Raw genomic sequence first — 13,940 nt, forward strand, 5'->3', positions numbered from 1 at the left:
GCGCTTTGGCGAATTTTACGCGAGTTTCAGCTCACCCGATCGGTTTTATTCCGACGGGAGAACGTTCGTGCCGCCGAATCTGGGCGTAAATTCGCGTGAACCGAGTAAATGGTTCGGCCGCTAACTATCACTCGCGGGCCAGTTCCGTCAGGCGCTCGCGTCCGTCGCGCTCGAACGGGCGACCGTGCCCCATACCCAGCACCGCGAAGTCGGGCGCTCGTCCGTTCAGCTCCGCGATGCTGCGCTCGACCTCGCCGGTGGCGTAGCTGAGGAGCCACGGCGACGGCCGGAGCGTGCCACGCGACTCTCGTACCAGATCGCCGAGCAGTCCGACCGAGGCGCGCTCGCTCACGTAGGCCACGTGGCCGGGCGTGTGGCCCGGCGTCGCGTAGACGGTGAACTCCCCGACGGTGTCGCCGTCGGTGACGGGTTCGATCCGGTTCGTGGGCGGGGAGACGAAGCCGGCCATCGCCCGCTGGAACAGTCCTTTGTGGTTGTGCCAGGGCGGCCGCCGTCGGCCCGCGACCAGTTCGGCATCGGCCTCGCCGACGTAGATCGGCGCGTCGAGGCCGTCGAGTCCCGCCAGTCCGCCGACGTGGTCGATGTCGTAGTGGGTCACCAGCACGCGCTCGATGTCGCGCAGTTCGTAGCCGGCCGCGGCAATCGCCGCGCTCAGCTGCGTGCCGTGCCACGGCAGTCCCGCGTCGACCAGCGTCACGCCGGAGCCAGCGCCGTCGCCAGCGACCGCTTCGTCGATCAGGTAGGCGTTGACCCCACGGAGGTCGATCCACCAGACGCCGTCAGCGAGCCGAGTCACCATACCGTCGCGTTGGCCGCGTGGCCGCAAATGGATTTGGCCTACGGCTCCTCGTCGAGCCGATCGGAGAGCCGTCCGACCTGCTCGACGACGATCTCTTCGGTACCGATGCGTGCCCCCTCGACCGAGTCGGGGAGACAGAACACCGGCGTCCCGTCGGCGATGCCGGCCGCCGCTCGGATGGCGATCACGTCGGAACCGACTTCCTCGTAGAAGCGCTGCCGGAACAGTTCGCCGAATCCGGGGAGCGCCTTCTCGAACAGCGGGTGGACGGCCTCGACGGTGATGTCGCGCGTGCTGGTACCGGTCCCGCCGACGGTGACGACGCCGTCTACGTCTCCTCGGTTGACCAGTGCGTCGACGGCACCCTGGACGCCGTCGTGGTCGCGACCGAGCAATTCGCGGGTCACCAGCTCGTGGGGACCCAGTGCCTCGATGACGGCATCGCCGACCGAATCGTCCTCGACGGTCCGGTCGTCGGCGACGGTGACGACGGCGACGCCGGCCACCGGTCCCCGATCGGGTTCGTCGGCTTCCGGTGTCGTCTCGGGCTCGTCCGGCGCGGACGATTCCGACTCGCCGTCCGTCGGCTCGTCGGACGCCGAGTCCGTCTCAGATGCCGCTCGCTCGTCGTCCCGCGTCCGGCGGTTCCGCGACTGGAAATCGACCATGGTCCGGCTTCGCAGTGCCGCGAATAAATAGCTCGTGGCCTCCGCGTGGTCACTTCGACGTGTGCTTTGCATTACCAAATCAAAATGATTAAGTGACATGTATGTGGCCTGAACGTATGGAGGAAGCGTTTCACGTCGTCTGCCACGAGTGCAGCGAGGAAGGGGTCTACGAGAGCCGATCCGACGCAGTTGCAACACGGGAAGCACACGCTGACGGGACGAGCCACCGGGTCAGCCTGCTGGCGATCGGCCCGGCCGTCCCGAACCCCTAGGGTTTAGACGATGGTGGCCTGACCACCAGCCATGGATGCCGTCCAGTTCGCCGCCCACGGCGACCGCGAGGTCGTCGAGTACGGGCCGTCTCCCGAGCCCACACTCGGCTCCGACGACGTTCTCCTCGACGTGCGAGCCGGAGCACTGAACCACCTCGACGTGTGGACTCGCCGCGGACTTCCGGGGATCGACCTCGACTTTCCCCACGTCCCCGGGAGCGATGCCGCGGGCGTCGTCGTGGCCGTCGGAGACGCGGTCGAGCGGTTCGGCCCGGGCGATCGCGTCGCCGTCACCGCCGGACGCAGCTGTGGGGCCTGCGAGTTCTGTCGCGACGGTGAGCCGACGCTGTGTGTGAACTACGAGATCCTCGGCGAACACTGTCCGGGGGTCCACGCCGAGCGGACCGCGGTCCCGGCCGACGCGCTCGTCCCCGTTCCGGAGGGCGTCGACTGGACGACCGCGGGGGCCGCGCCGCTGGTCTTCGGGACCGCCTGGCGCATGCTCCACACCCGCGGCGAGATCGACGCCGGAGAGACCGTCCTCGTGCTGGGAGCGAGCGGCGGCGTCGGGCACGCGGCGGTCCAGATCGCCGACCACGCCGGCTGTGCGGTGATCGCGACGGCCAGCAGCGACGAGAAGCGCGCGACCGCTCGTCGGCTGGGTGCGGATCTCGCGATCGACTACGAGGCCAGAGACTTCGCGGATGCGGTCCGCGCGGAGACCGGCCAGCGCGGCGTCGACGTGGTCGTCGATCACGTCGGCGCGGCCACCTGGAGACAGTCGCTGCGCAGTCTCGCGAACGGCGGTCGGCTGCTGACCTGCGGGGCGACGACCGGCCCGACGCCGGAGACGAACGTCAACCGGATCTTCGGTAACCAGCTCTCCGTCCACGGCTCGACGATGGCCGGTCCCGGCGAGTTCGACGACGTGCTCGAACTGGTCTGGGACGGGACCTTCGAGGTGCTGATCCGGGCGGTCCTCCCGATGAGCGAGACCGCACGCGGCCACGAACTGCTGGAAGAGCGCGAGGGGTTCGGCAAAGTCGTCGTCGTTCCCGACAGCGAGTACGAGGGAGGGGCCGATGAGTAGCGACGACGACGGCGACGCGGGCTACGTCCATCGACCCAGCGGCGAACCGCCGACCAGCGGCGACGGCGAACGCGAGTTCGACTGGCGAGGGTGGACGCTGGTCGGGACCGTGCTCTTCGCCTTCATCGTCGCTCCCGGCGCGCTCCTCCTCCTCCCGGCCGCACAGTCGTTCGTCCAGTCGCTCGGGCTGACGTTGCGTGACGCCTACCTCGTTCTCCCGCTGCTCCCGGCGTTCCTGCTCGGTAGCGTTGCCGTCTGGTCGGCGATGCGTGCTCGCTCGGGCGGTGCGTGATACGGAGGCTCCTCGCCAGCGGCGAGCGTCTCCCCGGCGTGACTCACCGCTGGCGACGACGCCGGCCCGTGCGAGCGTGACCGCGAGTTTCCCGCCTGGTCACTTTCCTGCCGTGTCGGTCCCGAAGCGCGTCACCTTCGCCGCCGGTACTCGAACTGTCACCGTCGTACCCAGCGGCGGCGGCTCGGCCTGGCGCTCGACGACGACCGTCTCGTCGGTCGGGAGGGTGACCGACACGTCGTAGCGCGACCCCCGGTCCGTGACGTGGCTCACCGCCCCGCTCAGCGTCGGGGCCGTGTCGGTGCCGTCCGACTCGGCCAGCGTCAGATCCGCCGGGCGGACGTGACACGACACCGAGGCCCCGGCCGGTCTGTCGCTCCGGGCCTCCGGCAGCGTCAGCGTCTGCTCGCCGACCGCGAGCACGAGCGGCTCCGGTTCGACGACGGTCGCCTCGACGGCGTTCGACCGTCCGAGAAACGACGCGACGAACGGCGTGGGGGGCGACCCGTACAGCGCCCGCGGCGTGTCGACTCCCGCGATCGCGCCCTCGTTCATGACGACGAGTCGATCCGCGAGCGCCATCGCGTCCGCCTGGTCGTGGGTGACAAACAGCGTCGTGACGCCGGTCTCTCGCTGGATGTGACCGATCGCCCGCCGCAGCTCCTCGCGGAGGCTGCGGTCCAGTGCCGACAGCGGCTCGTCGAGCAACAGCACGTCCGGCTCCGGTGCCAGCGCCCGTGCCAGCTCCACGCGGCGCTTCTGGCCGCCGCTCAGTTCGGCGGGGTAGGCGTCGCGCCGCGAGGCAAGCGAGATCAGTTCGAGGTGAGTCTCGACGAGTTCGTCGATTCGCGAGCGTTCGATCTCGCGTGCTTCGAGCCCGTAGGCCACGTTCTCGCCGACGGTCATGTGCGGGTACAGCGTCGGCTCCTGGAAGACGACACTCACCCGTCGGCGTTCGGGCGGCTGCCGGGTCACGTCCTCGCCGCGCAGCCAGATTCGGCCCGCGGCCGGGCGGAGGTGGCCGGCGATCGCCTGGACGATCGTCGTCTTGCCACAGCCACTCGGCCCGAGCAGCCCGACGATCTCACCGTCTGCCAGCGAGAACGACACGTCCTCGACGGCCGTCTTCGACCCGTAGCGATGCGTGAGGCCGCTGACTTCGAGAGTCATCCGTCGACCACCGTCGGAACGTATCCGAGCCGCTGGACCGTGGTGACGACGACGACCGTGATGGCGAGCAACGCCAGCGCGAGCGGCACGATCGCGTCGATCCCCCCGGCGATGAACTCGACCCAGATCCGCGTCGGGATCGTCCGGGGGTTGTACGCGACCATCATCGTGGCACCGAACTCTCCGACCGCCCGCGCGAACGTGAGGACGACGCCCGCGACGATCGCGCCCCGTGCCAGCGGGAGCGAGACGTTCCAGAACGTCGCCAGCGGTCCGTACCCCAGCGAGCGCGACGCCTGTTCCAGTCGCTCGTCGACGGCACCGAAGCCGGCCCGCGCCGTGACGACGACGAAGGGGCCGGCGACGAACGTCTGGGCGAGGATCACGCCTGCGAGGCTGTCGGTCAGCGGGAGGCCCGCTGCCAGCGCCGCGCGGCCAAGCGGCGTGAAGCGCCCCACTGCCGTCAGGAGCATCGCGCCGCCGACCACCGGCGGCACGACCAGTGGCAGGACGACGACCCCCTCTATCAGGCGCTTCCCGCGGACGGACGTTCGGGCGAGCGCGTACGCCAGCGGGACGCCGAACAGCGTCGAAAACAGGGTCGCGACCGGGGCCGTCAGCAGCGAGTTCCGGATCGCGCTCCGCGCTGGCGGGGCCGACAGCCCGGCGACGACGTTCGACGTGCCAGTCTGTGAGAGGAAGGCCGCGAACGGCACGACGAAGTGGACGAGCAGGACACCGCCCAGTAGCGCCGGTACGAACCGTGTCGGCGTCCGAAGTCGTCGCGGGTCGAAGGCCCTCACACGTTCACCTCCGGGGGGACCGAGCCGTGCTCCCCCGGCAGTTGCTCGCCCACACGCAAGCCGGCGGCCGTCAGCACGGACGGATTCTCACAGAGGTACTGGACGAGTGCCCGCCCGCCGGCCGGATCGTCGGCGTCGTCACAGACGGTCGCACTGTAGAGGATCGGCCGACCCGTCGCGGTGTAGCCGTCGTCGGTCGTGTACGAGGCCGTCGCGTAGTGGTCGGCCAGCGCCGCGTTCGAAAAGTTGTAGCGGTCCGGAAACTCGACGAAGGGCAGCCCGCGGTCGGCGGCCATGTTCTGGTAGACGACTGCGCCCGCACGAGACCCCGTTTCGACGCCCGCGAGCAGCTGTGGCTCGTCGGGCTCGGTGTACAGCCGCGGGACCACCCGCTCGCGAAAGCCGTCGAGGTCGTGTGCCCGCTGTGCGAGTTCGAACGCCTGGAGCGCGCGATAGCCCAGCGGATCCAGCTCCGGATCGCCGATCGCGATGGCACCGTCGTCGGCGCCACCGACGACCTCGTACCACGGGGTGCCGGCCGCAAGCTGTTCGCCCGGCTCCGTCGCCTCGTCGTAGCACAGCCCCAGGCTGTTCGCCGCGAAGGTCACGTCCCAGTCCGTGGCCACCCCGTACAGTCGGTCCCGGAGGAGCGTCGCGTCGGCGCTGACGACGGCGTCGGGGCGCTCGACGCCCTCCTGAACCATCCGCATCACGGCGTTGGACCCGTGGTACTCGCCGTGGATCGCCCGCCCCGTCTGCTCTCTGAACGCCGGGCCGACGTGTCGCTCGACGGTGCGGGCGAGGCTGCCGGCACACAGCAGGCTGACTGGGCCGCTTTCCGTTCCCGTGACGCCGGTACACCCCGCGAGCGCCCCGACGCCGACGGTCCCGATCGCGGTCAGGAACCCCCGACGGGTGACTGCAGCCCTGGTGTGTCCCATCGTTATATCACTCCCAACATAACGGGGTTGTGCTGAGTACAACATAACGGTTTTGCTCGCTCCGTCCGTCGGCGTGCGTATGGACACGGACGTGGCCGTCTCGCTGACTGCCGATGGGGTGACCGTCGACGCGTCGGACGCGGCGCTGTTGCGGGCCGTCGACAGCGAGGGATCGCTGAACGCGGCCGCCACTGCGCTCGGCCGTTCGTACTCTCGGGCCCACAAGCGCCTGACAGTCCTGGAAGAGACGCTGGGCTCGCTCGTCGAGCGCGAACGCGGGGGAGAGGGCGGCGGTGGGAGCGTCCTCACCGACCGGGGCCGCGAACTGCTGACGCAGTTCGCCCGCGTCCACACCGTGGTTTCGGGAACGGCCGCCGCGGACGTGATCGCGCTCTCTGGCACCGTTCGCGAGCGATCGGGACGGCTGGTGACCGCCGAGAGTCCGGCGGGCGAGTTGCACGCGATCGTCGTCGGCGGGGACCGGGACCCGTCGGTCGACACCGGCGACGACGTGACGGTGACGCTGACCGCCGACGCCGTGACACTCCAGGAGCCAGACGCCACTCTCTCGGCCACCCGGACGAGTGCCCGCAACCGACTGCGCGGAACGGTGACGGCCGTCGACGAGCGCGACGGCGTCGCGACGATCACCGTCGACGTCGGAGCGGCGACGCCCATCCCGGTACTGGTCACGGCGGCGAGTCGAGCACGCCTCGATCTGGAACCGGGCGATCCCGTCGTGGCGACGTTCAAAGCGACGGCCGCCAGAGTGACGCGGCTCTCCGAGGAGTGAGCCTGCCGGCCGTCACCGTTCTCGCCGTCGGCGTCTCGCGAACCACGCGACCGACCTGAATCTTTTTCATGTCACAAGTTCACACAGTACACATGGTCAGTGCATTCATCATGATCAAGAGTTCGGCCGGCAAGTCCGAGGGGCTGCTCTCGGAGATTCGCGGTCACGACGGCGTCGGCGAGGCCCACATCGTCGCCGGCAACTACGACATCATCGCCGAAGCGGCCGGCGAGGAAGTGTACGACGTGATGCACACCGTCGCGACGCGGATCCGGGACCTCGACGGCGTCGTCGACACGCGGACCTACATCTGCATGGAGTGATACGGACAGTTGTAGGTCTTTACCAGATCGACCGCACGCCGTCGTGCGATCGACTGGGTAAACGCCTACAACCGTCCGTATGACGCCGCGTCTCGCGGCGTCCCGATACTGCAAAGCGTCTCGACTCCCTAGCCCGACCATGGTCGCCGTCATCGATCTCGTCGGACTGCTGGTGATCGTGCTGGTCAACAGCGCCGTCACGGCGTTGATGACCCGGTTCTTCCGCGTGCGACTCGACACGCGCTGGGGGAGTGTCATCTACTCGCTACTGTTGTGTCCGGTCGCGCTGTTCGTCCTCCTGCTGGTGCTGTCGGGCGTGTTCAAGCTCGGCGGGAATCTCGGCAGCCGCGCGCTCGTGGTGTTGGCGACGATCTTCTTCCCGCTGGGGCTGGGACTCACCTTCGATTACGTCTGGATGCCGGCCCCCGACGAGGTAGAGCTCCCGGAGACGATGCGACAGTAGTGTTCTGGGCGGTCGCGGCGTTCGCTCGTTCGTCGGGACCGATCACGCCGCCCGGTCGAGGAGATGCCGCCGGATCAGTTCGCGGCCTCGGCGGCGATGCCGAGGTACTCGCCAAGCGTCGTCAGCTCGCTCTCCTCGACGCCGAACCGCTCGACGTCGTTGTCGTCGGTCGTGTTGTCGAAGTTCAGTGATCGGTACTGATCGCCGCCCATGGGGAAGCCGGGGACGAAGCCGAGCGTCTTCAGCCCGATCCCGGCAAGCGCCATCGGGAGCCCGACGATGGTGACCGAGCCGTCCGCGGCTTCGTAGACCTGTTCGGTCACTTCTCGCAGCGTCAGGACCTCGGGGCCACCGAGTTCGTAGACCTCGCCGACGTATTCGGCCTCCGTGAGCGCGTCGGCCAGCATCGGCACGAGGTCGCCGACCCAGATTGGCTGGAACCGCGTCTGCTTGCCGCCGCCGGGCAGCGGGTAGATCGGGACGCCGGGCGCGAACATCCCCTTGAGCCGCTTGGTGAACTGGACGAACTCGCCGCCGTCACCGAACACGACGGAGGGACGGACGATCACCCAGTCGAGCGACGAGTCGCGGACGATCTCTTCGGCCCGGCCCTTCGAACGGATGTAGTGTGTCGCACCGTCGGCGTCGGCCCCGAGTGCGCTCATCTGGACGAACCGCTCGACGCCGTGTTCCTCGGCTGCGCGCACGCAGTGTTCCGTCCCACCGCGGTGGACGCGGTCGTGCATCTCGTTGCCCCCGGACGGCTTGAACAGCGGCGACAGCGCCACGAGGTTGATCGCGGCGTCCTGTCCCTCGAACGCGCCCTCGATGCTGTCGTAGTCGGTCACGTCGCCCGCGACGGTCGTCGCCTGTGTGGGTAGGTCGGCGGCGTCGGGTGAGCGTGCCAGCACCGTCACGTCGTGGCCGCGATCCACCAGCGCCGTACAGAGATTCGTCCCGATGAAGCCACTCCCGCCGACGAGCAGTACGTTCATACCAGGTATATGACCGGGGACTGATGTAAAGCTAGTGCGCACCCAGTTAGGACGCGCCGGCAGTGTCCTGACAGCCTGTCGAGTGGTCTCGGTGGCTCTGCCGAGGGCTCCGACCAGTCGGGGCGTTTACGTACGGGCGCGGCGACGGCCCGGGTATGCTGCTCACGCTCGAAGGACTGGACGGCAGCGGGAAGACGACCGCGTGGGAGACGCTCCAGCGCCACGCCGCCGTGCCCGACGACGCCGTCTTCACGCGCGAGCCGACGGAGTCGTGGTACGGCGAGGCCGTCCAGCGATCGATCGACGACGACGAGGCGGATTCGCTGGCGGAGCTGTTCCTCTATACGGCCGACCACGCCGACCACCTCGCGAACACGATCGAGCCGGCACTCGACGCCGGACGGCTCGTCGTCTCTGATCGGTACTCGGATTCGCGCTACGCCTACCAGGGGGCGACTCTGAGCGACCGCCTCGACGACGCGCTCGGGTACGTCCGGGACGTACACGCGCCCTGGACCCGACCGCCGGACGCGACGATCTACCTCGACGTGGACGCCGAGACCGCCGCCGAGCGCAGCGGCGCGACCAACAAGTTCGAGACCGCCGACTACCTCGCGGACGTACGCGAGAACTACGAGCGCCTGATCGCGGCCGAGCCCGAGCGGTTCGTCCGCATCGACGCCACCCGGCCCGAGCGGGCCGTCCGGGCGGCCATCGAGGAGGCCGTCGACGAACTCCTGTCCGGAGCGTGACGCCTCTCCAGTGGCTCGACCAGTCGCCGTCGCGTGGTGTCGCCACGAACTGTCGATAGAACAACTATATCGTATTCGATATCCTGGCAAAAGGCTTATGCCTGCTTTCCTACTTTCCCTCTTCAAGCGGAGTCTCACCAAGCAATGAAACTCGCGATGATCGGCTTCGGGCAGGCCGGCGGTAAAATCGTCGACAAGTTCCTCGAATACGACGAACGGACCAACTCCGGTATCGTCCGTTCGGCGGTCGCGGTGAACACGGCGAAAGCGGACCTGCTCGGCCTCGAGAACATATCACAGGAGAATCGAGTCCTGATCGGACAGGCGCGCGTCAAGGGACACGGCGTCGGTGCCGACAACGAACTCGGCGCGGAGATCGCCGAGGAGGACATCGACGAGATCCAGGGCGCGATCGACAGCATCCCGGTCCACGAGATCGACGGCTTCCTCGTCGTCTCCGGACTCGGCGGTGGCACCGGCTCGGGCGGCTCGCCGGTCATCGCGAAACACCTCAAGCGCATCTACACCGAACCCGTCTACGGGCTCGGCGTGTTGCCGGGCAGCGACGAGGGGGGTATCTACACCCTCAACGCCGCCCGATCGTTCCAGACGTTCGTCCGTGAGGTGGACAACCTGCTCGTCTTCGACAACGACGCCTGGCGCAAGACCGGCGAGTCCGTCGAGGGTGGCTACGACCACATCAACGAGGAGATCGTCAGACGCTTCGGCGTCCTCTTCGGTGCGGGCGAGATCGGCGACGGCGACAACGTCGCAGAGAGCGTCGTCGACTCCTCGGAGATCATCAACACGCTTTCGGGCGGTGGCGTCTCGACGGTCGGGTACGCCTCCGAGGACGTGGAGATGTCGTCAAGCAGCGGTGGCGGCCTGCTGTCGCGGTTCTCCAGTGGCAGCGACGATAGCAACGACATGGACACCGCCAACACGACCAACCGGATCACCTCCCTGGTCCGGAAGGCGGCGCTCGGTCGGCTGACACTGCCCTGCGAGATCGACGGTGCCGAGCGTGCGCTGCTCGTGATGGCCGGCCCCTCTGCCCACCTCAACCGGAAAGGCATCGAGCGCGGGCGCAAGTGGCTCGAGGAGCAGACCGGCAGCATGGAGGTCCGTGGCGGGGACTACCCGACCAACGAGCCCCGCGTCGCCGCCGCGGTGCTTCTGTCGGGCGTCCACAACGTGCCCCGCATCAAGGAGCTCCAGCAGGTGGCAATCGAGGCACAGGACAACATCGACGACATCCGCCAGGAGAGCGAAGATAACTTAGATCAGTTGGTCGAAGACGACGATGATGAACTTGACCCGCTGTTCTAAGACTGCGGCTGCGCTGCTTTGCGTCGCGCTGCTGGTGACCGCGACGGGGACAGCCGCCGCTCTCACTCTCTCTTCGGATGGAGTGCCAAGCGAGGCACAGGTCGGTGAAGAGGTGTCGATGACCTACACGATCGACGATCCCTTCACCGACACGGCCAACGACTGGACGCTCGTCGCCGACACCGAACTCCAGAACGTCCGCTGGACCGTCACCGTCCTCAGGGCCGGCACGCCGGTCGAGGACGGGGAGACGACCTACGGCGAACGGTCGTTCGAACAGGACCTGAGCGTCGACAACAACGGCGACGAGATCCAGATCGAACTGGTCGGTGAGGCACCGGCGGTCGAAAACTACAGCTACGACCCCGAACAGACGTTCACCGTCGCCGCGCTCGACCAGCGGACCGGCAGCAACACCGACGAGCTGGTCAACGACTCCGCCCACCACTACACGAGCGAGAGCCAAGCCGCTCGCGAGGCCATCGACGACGCCCAGAGCGCCATCGACGCCGCGGGTGGTCACCAGGAAGCCGAGGACCTGCTCGACAGTGCGATCTCGTCGTACGAGAACGAGAACTTCGAGAACGCACAGGAGCTTGCGACACAGTCTCAGAACGCCGCCGACTCCGCCCGGCAGTCCCAGCAGACGACCCAGATGATCCTGATGGGTGCCGGTGTGCTCGTCGTCTTGCTCCTGCTCGGCGGGGGCGTCTACTACTGGCAGTCCCAGCAGGGCGACGACTTCTCGAAGCTGTAGATGCGCGTCGTCGTCCCGTTTTCGGCGACCGAGCCCAAGACGCGACTTGCGCCCGTTCTCGACGCCGACGAGCGTCGCGCGTTCGCCCGCGTGATGCTCGCGGACGTGCTCGACGCGCTCGATACGGTCGGCGTCGACCCCACGGTCCTCGCGACTGAAGCGATCGATCTCGACCGGCCGGTGACCGTCGACGACCGGCCGCTCGATGCGGCGATCAACGGTCTGCTCGCCGCGAGTGACGAGCCCGTCGCGGTCGTGATGGCCGACCTCGCCCTGGCGACCCCCGACGCGCTCGACCGGCTCTTCGCGGCCGAGGGAGACGTCGTCCTCGCTCCGGGCCGTGGCGGCGGGACGAACGCGTTCGTCGCACGCCACCCCGACTTCCGTGTCGACTACCACGACGCGTCGATCCGCGACCACCGCCGGATCGCCCGCGACGCCGGTGGGACGGTGACCGAGATCGACTCCTATCGCCTGAGTACCGACGTAGACGAGCCGGCCGATCTCGCGGAGGTCCTGCTCCACGGCGAGGGGCGAGCGGCCGACTGGCTGCGAGGGGCGGGCGTCCAGCTGACCGTCGCCGACGGGCGGACCACTGTCGAGCGACCCTGACCCGTCCGGAAGGACTTTTGCCCTCGCAGTTCCGAGACGGTGACGTGATTCCCGGCGCGAGCGACTACGACCTGTCGCTGTCCATCGACGAGGAGGCGATCGAGCAGTTGTTGCAGACGACGCCGGCCGACGTGTCGGCCGCGCCGTCGCTGTCGTTCGCGCGCAACGTCTTCCTGCCGCTGACGACGGCCTGTCGGTACACCTGTACCTACTGTACCTACTACGATCCGCCGGGCCAGGCCGAGCTCATGACCACCGAGGAGATCAGAGAGACCTGCCGGCGCGGGGCCGACGCCGGCTGTACGGAGGCTCTGTTTACCTTCGGCGACGACCCGGACGACCGCTACACCGCGGTCCACGACCAGCTCGCCGAGTGGGGATACGAGTCGATCCACACGTACCTCCGGCGGGCCTGCGAAATCGCTCTGGAGGAGGGACTGCTCCCACACAGCAACCCCGGCGACCAGACGCGCGAGCAGATGGCGACGGTGGCCGACCGCAACGCATCGATGGGCGTGATGCTCGAAACCACCGCAGACGTGCAGGCCCACGGCGGCCCCAGGGCCAAGAACCCCGGCCAGCGGCTCAACACGCTGCGGGTGGCCGGCGAGCTCGGCGTTCCCTTCACGACCGGGATTCTGGTCGGCATCGGCGAGGACTGGACCGACCGGGCCGAGAGCATTCTGGCCATCGCCGCGATGCACGAGCGGTACGGCCACGTCCAGGAAGTGATCGTCCAGCCCGTCGTGGACAACGAGCGGTGGGACGGCGGGTCCCCGGACCTGGCGACGCTGCGTCGCGCGACGGCGATGGCCCGGGCCGGTCTGCCAGCAGACGTGTCCGTCCAGGTCCCACCGAATCTCGCGCCGGCCCGCGAACTCGTCGACTGTGGCATCGACGATCTCGGCGGGGTGTCGCCGGTGACCGTCGATCACGTCAACCCGGCCTACGAGTGGCCGGCGCTCCAGGAGCTGCGTGCCGTGGCAGACCACGCCGACGTACCGCTCCGGGAGCGGCTGCCGGTGTACGAGCGGTTCCTCGGGGACGAGGCGTGGCTCTCCGAGCGGGTCCGCGCCGCCATCGAGCGCGACGGCGTCCACGGCGAGCGGTTCCGTGCCGTGCGGGATCGGGGCGAGAATCCGGCCGGCGTCGGCGGCCGGTAGCCGCCCACCGCGTTCTCACGAGTCCGGATCGACGAACTGCGAGAACACCCGGTGCTCGATCTTCCGGAGGTGTTCGCCGACGGTTCCGGCGGTCGCGTCGACGGCGTCGGCGATCTCCGCCTGGGTGGCCTCTCGAGGATTCTCGTAGTACCCCAGCTCGATCGCCGTTTCGAGGATCGTCTGCTGGCGGTCGGTCAGACAGGCAAAGAGGTCCTCGCCGCGAGGCGGGCGCTGGCCGGTCTCCAGCAGTTCGATCTCGAACGCCTCCCCTTCCGACGGCACCGCCTCGCTGAAGGCTCCCTCGTCGCCGACGAAGGTGATCTCCATCGCGCCGGTGGGGTGGACCTCGATGGGCATCTCCATCATCACGGTCGACTCCTGGCGGTGCTGGAGCATCCGGTAGTTGGCCTCGTTGGGGTCGAACTGACAGTAGGCGTACCAGCGCCCCTCCGTCCCGGTGACGGCGTACTGACAGACGTAGTCGCTGTCGTCGAGGATCGCCTCGTAGTGGTCGCGGTTGCCCCGCGCCTCCGCGAGCATCACGCCGCTGCCGTCGTCGAGCAACTCGACGCGGTGGATCGCCTCGCGGGTGATGTCCTCGGCGTCGGACAGCGCCTGCCCGAGCGGGTGGAAGGCGGTGCCCTCACGCGGCTCGACGCGAACGGTGACGTACCGCATATCCGCAGTTTCTCCGGGC

The 13,940-nt window shown here is 68.5% G+C and carries 18 protein-coding genes; 11 read left to right on the forward strand and 7 right to left on the reverse strand.

Features of this window, described 5'->3' with window-relative positions; translation table 11 throughout:
• Positions 1 to 127: 127 nt before the first annotated feature.
• Both HMUK_RS06675 and HMUK_RS06680 read right to left on the reverse strand, forming a co-directional pair.
• Positions 128 to 820 carry an MBL fold metallo-hydrolase gene (locus HMUK_RS06675; RefSeq protein ID WP_015762366.1) on the reverse strand — a complete coding sequence of 231 codons (693 nt, stop codon included), beginning with the start codon at positions 818 to 820 and terminating at the stop codon, positions 128 to 130.
• Positions 821 to 858: 38 nt separating this feature from the next.
• The gene (locus tag HMUK_RS06680) at positions 859 to 1,488 is read right to left on the reverse strand and encodes a molybdopterin-binding protein (RefSeq protein WP_079979650.1); all 630 of its coding nucleotides are present in this window, start codon (positions 1,486 to 1,488) and stop codon (positions 859 to 861) included.
• A 116-nt stretch (positions 1,489 to 1,604) separates the two neighbouring features.
• On the opposite strand from HMUK_RS06680, the gene HMUK_RS17545 reads away from it, so the two are divergent.
• The 3 genes from HMUK_RS17545 to HMUK_RS06690 are packed head-to-tail and all read left to right on the forward strand — an operon-like array spanning position 1,605 to position 3,142.
• Positions 1,605 to 1,760 (forward strand): hypothetical protein, encoded by a 156-nt coding sequence (locus HMUK_RS17545; RefSeq protein WP_018257547.1) that lies wholly within the window; start codon positions 1,605 to 1,607, stop codon positions 1,758 to 1,760.
• 31 nt (positions 1,761 to 1,791) lie between these two features.
• Positions 1,792 to 2,850, forward strand: a complete 1,059-nt coding sequence (locus tag HMUK_RS06685) for a zinc-binding dehydrogenase (RefSeq protein ID WP_015762369.1) — start codon at positions 1,792 to 1,794, stop codon at positions 2,848 to 2,850.
• Positions 2,843 to 3,142, forward strand: coding sequence for a hypothetical protein (locus tag HMUK_RS06690; RefSeq protein WP_015762370.1), 300 nt, complete (start codon positions 2,843 to 2,845; stop codon positions 3,140 to 3,142). Before HMUK_RS06685 ends, HMUK_RS06690 begins: the two co-directional genes overlap by 8 nt.
• A 99-nt stretch (positions 3,143 to 3,241) precedes the next feature.
• Here the strand turns inward: HMUK_RS06690 and HMUK_RS06695 are convergent, their stop codons facing one another.
• The 3 genes from HMUK_RS06695 to HMUK_RS06705 are packed head-to-tail and all read right to left on the reverse strand — an operon-like array spanning position 3,242 to position 6,056.
• On the reverse strand, positions 3,242 to 4,312 hold the full coding sequence (locus HMUK_RS06695) for an ABC transporter ATP-binding protein (RefSeq protein WP_015762371.1): 1,071 nt from the start codon (positions 4,310 to 4,312) through the stop codon (positions 3,242 to 3,244).
• Positions 4,309 to 5,115, reverse strand: coding sequence for an ABC transporter permease (locus tag HMUK_RS06700; RefSeq protein WP_015762372.1), 807 nt, complete (start codon positions 5,113 to 5,115; stop codon positions 4,309 to 4,311). The genes HMUK_RS06695 and HMUK_RS06700 overlap by 4 nt, the downstream gene beginning before the upstream one ends.
• Positions 5,112 to 6,056, reverse strand: coding sequence for an extracellular solute-binding protein (locus tag HMUK_RS06705; RefSeq protein ID WP_015762373.1), 945 nt, complete (start codon positions 6,054 to 6,056; stop codon positions 5,112 to 5,114). The genes HMUK_RS06700 and HMUK_RS06705 overlap by 4 nt, the downstream gene beginning before the upstream one ends.
• Before the next feature lie 79 nt (positions 6,057 to 6,135).
• Between HMUK_RS06705 and HMUK_RS06710 the strand changes: the two genes are divergently transcribed.
• From HMUK_RS06710 to HMUK_RS06720, 3 genes are all read left to right on the forward strand, one after another.
• Positions 6,136 to 6,849: a molybdenum-dependent transcriptional regulator gene (locus tag HMUK_RS06710; RefSeq protein ID WP_015762374.1), complete on the forward strand. Its 714-nt coding sequence runs from the start codon at positions 6,136 to 6,138 to the stop codon at positions 6,847 to 6,849.
• A gap of 92 nt (positions 6,850 to 6,941) precedes the next feature.
• Positions 6,942 to 7,172 carry an Lrp/AsnC family transcriptional regulator gene (locus HMUK_RS06715; RefSeq protein WP_015762375.1) on the forward strand — a complete coding sequence of 77 codons (231 nt, stop codon included), beginning with the start codon at positions 6,942 to 6,944 and terminating at the stop codon, positions 7,170 to 7,172.
• 139 nt (positions 7,173 to 7,311) lie between these two features.
• On the forward strand, positions 7,312 to 7,635 hold the full coding sequence (locus tag HMUK_RS06720; RefSeq protein ID WP_015762376.1) for a hypothetical protein: 324 nt from the start codon (positions 7,312 to 7,314) through the stop codon (positions 7,633 to 7,635).
• Between the two features lie 74 nt (positions 7,636 to 7,709).
• Here the strand turns inward: HMUK_RS06720 and HMUK_RS06725 are convergent, their stop codons facing one another.
• Complete coding sequence (locus tag HMUK_RS06725; RefSeq protein WP_015762377.1) at positions 7,710 to 8,630, reverse strand: complex I NDUFA9 subunit family protein; 921 nt, start codon at positions 8,628 to 8,630, stop codon at positions 7,710 to 7,712.
• A gap of 155 nt (positions 8,631 to 8,785) precedes the next feature.
• On the opposite strand from HMUK_RS06725, the gene tmk reads away from it, so the two are divergent.
• The 5 genes from tmk (at position 8,786) to cofG (ending at position 13,243) form a co-directional block, all read left to right on the forward strand.
• The gene (gene tmk / locus HMUK_RS06730) at positions 8,786 to 9,382 is read left to right on the forward strand and encodes a dTMP kinase (protein ID WP_015762378.1); all 597 of its coding nucleotides are present in this window, start codon (positions 8,786 to 8,788) and stop codon (positions 9,380 to 9,382) included.
• 144 nt (positions 9,383 to 9,526) lie between these two features.
• Positions 9,527 to 10,711: a tubulin/FtsZ family protein gene (locus tag HMUK_RS06735; RefSeq protein ID WP_015762379.1), complete on the forward strand. Its 1,185-nt coding sequence runs from the start codon at positions 9,527 to 9,529 to the stop codon at positions 10,709 to 10,711.
• On the forward strand, positions 10,689 to 11,468 hold the full coding sequence (locus tag HMUK_RS06740; protein ID WP_049940876.1) for a hypothetical protein: 780 nt from the start codon (positions 10,689 to 10,691) through the stop codon (positions 11,466 to 11,468). The genes HMUK_RS06735 and HMUK_RS06740 overlap by 23 nt, the downstream gene beginning before the upstream one ends.
• Positions 11,469 to 12,080 (forward strand): 2-phospho-L-lactate guanylyltransferase, encoded by a 612-nt coding sequence (cofC, locus tag HMUK_RS06745; RefSeq protein WP_015762381.1) that lies wholly within the window; start codon positions 11,469 to 11,471, stop codon positions 12,078 to 12,080.
• 44 nt (positions 12,081 to 12,124) lie between these two features.
• Positions 12,125 to 13,243 carry a 7,8-didemethyl-8-hydroxy-5-deazariboflavin synthase subunit CofG gene (gene cofG / locus HMUK_RS06750; protein WP_015762382.1) on the forward strand — a complete coding sequence of 373 codons (1,119 nt, stop codon included), beginning with the start codon at positions 12,125 to 12,127 and terminating at the stop codon, positions 13,241 to 13,243.
• Between the two features lie 15 nt (positions 13,244 to 13,258).
• Here cofG and HMUK_RS06755 read toward each other — a convergent pair whose 3' ends face one another.
• Positions 13,259 to 13,921, reverse strand: coding sequence for a helix-turn-helix domain-containing protein (locus tag HMUK_RS06755; protein ID WP_015762383.1), 663 nt, complete (start codon positions 13,919 to 13,921; stop codon positions 13,259 to 13,261).
• Between the last annotated feature and the right edge of the window lie 19 nt (positions 13,922 to 13,940).

The organism is Halomicrobium mukohataei DSM 12286 (assembly GCF_000023965.1).
Classification (GTDB): Archaea; Halobacteriota; Halobacteria; order Halobacteriales; family Haloarculaceae; genus Halomicrobium; species Halomicrobium mukohataei.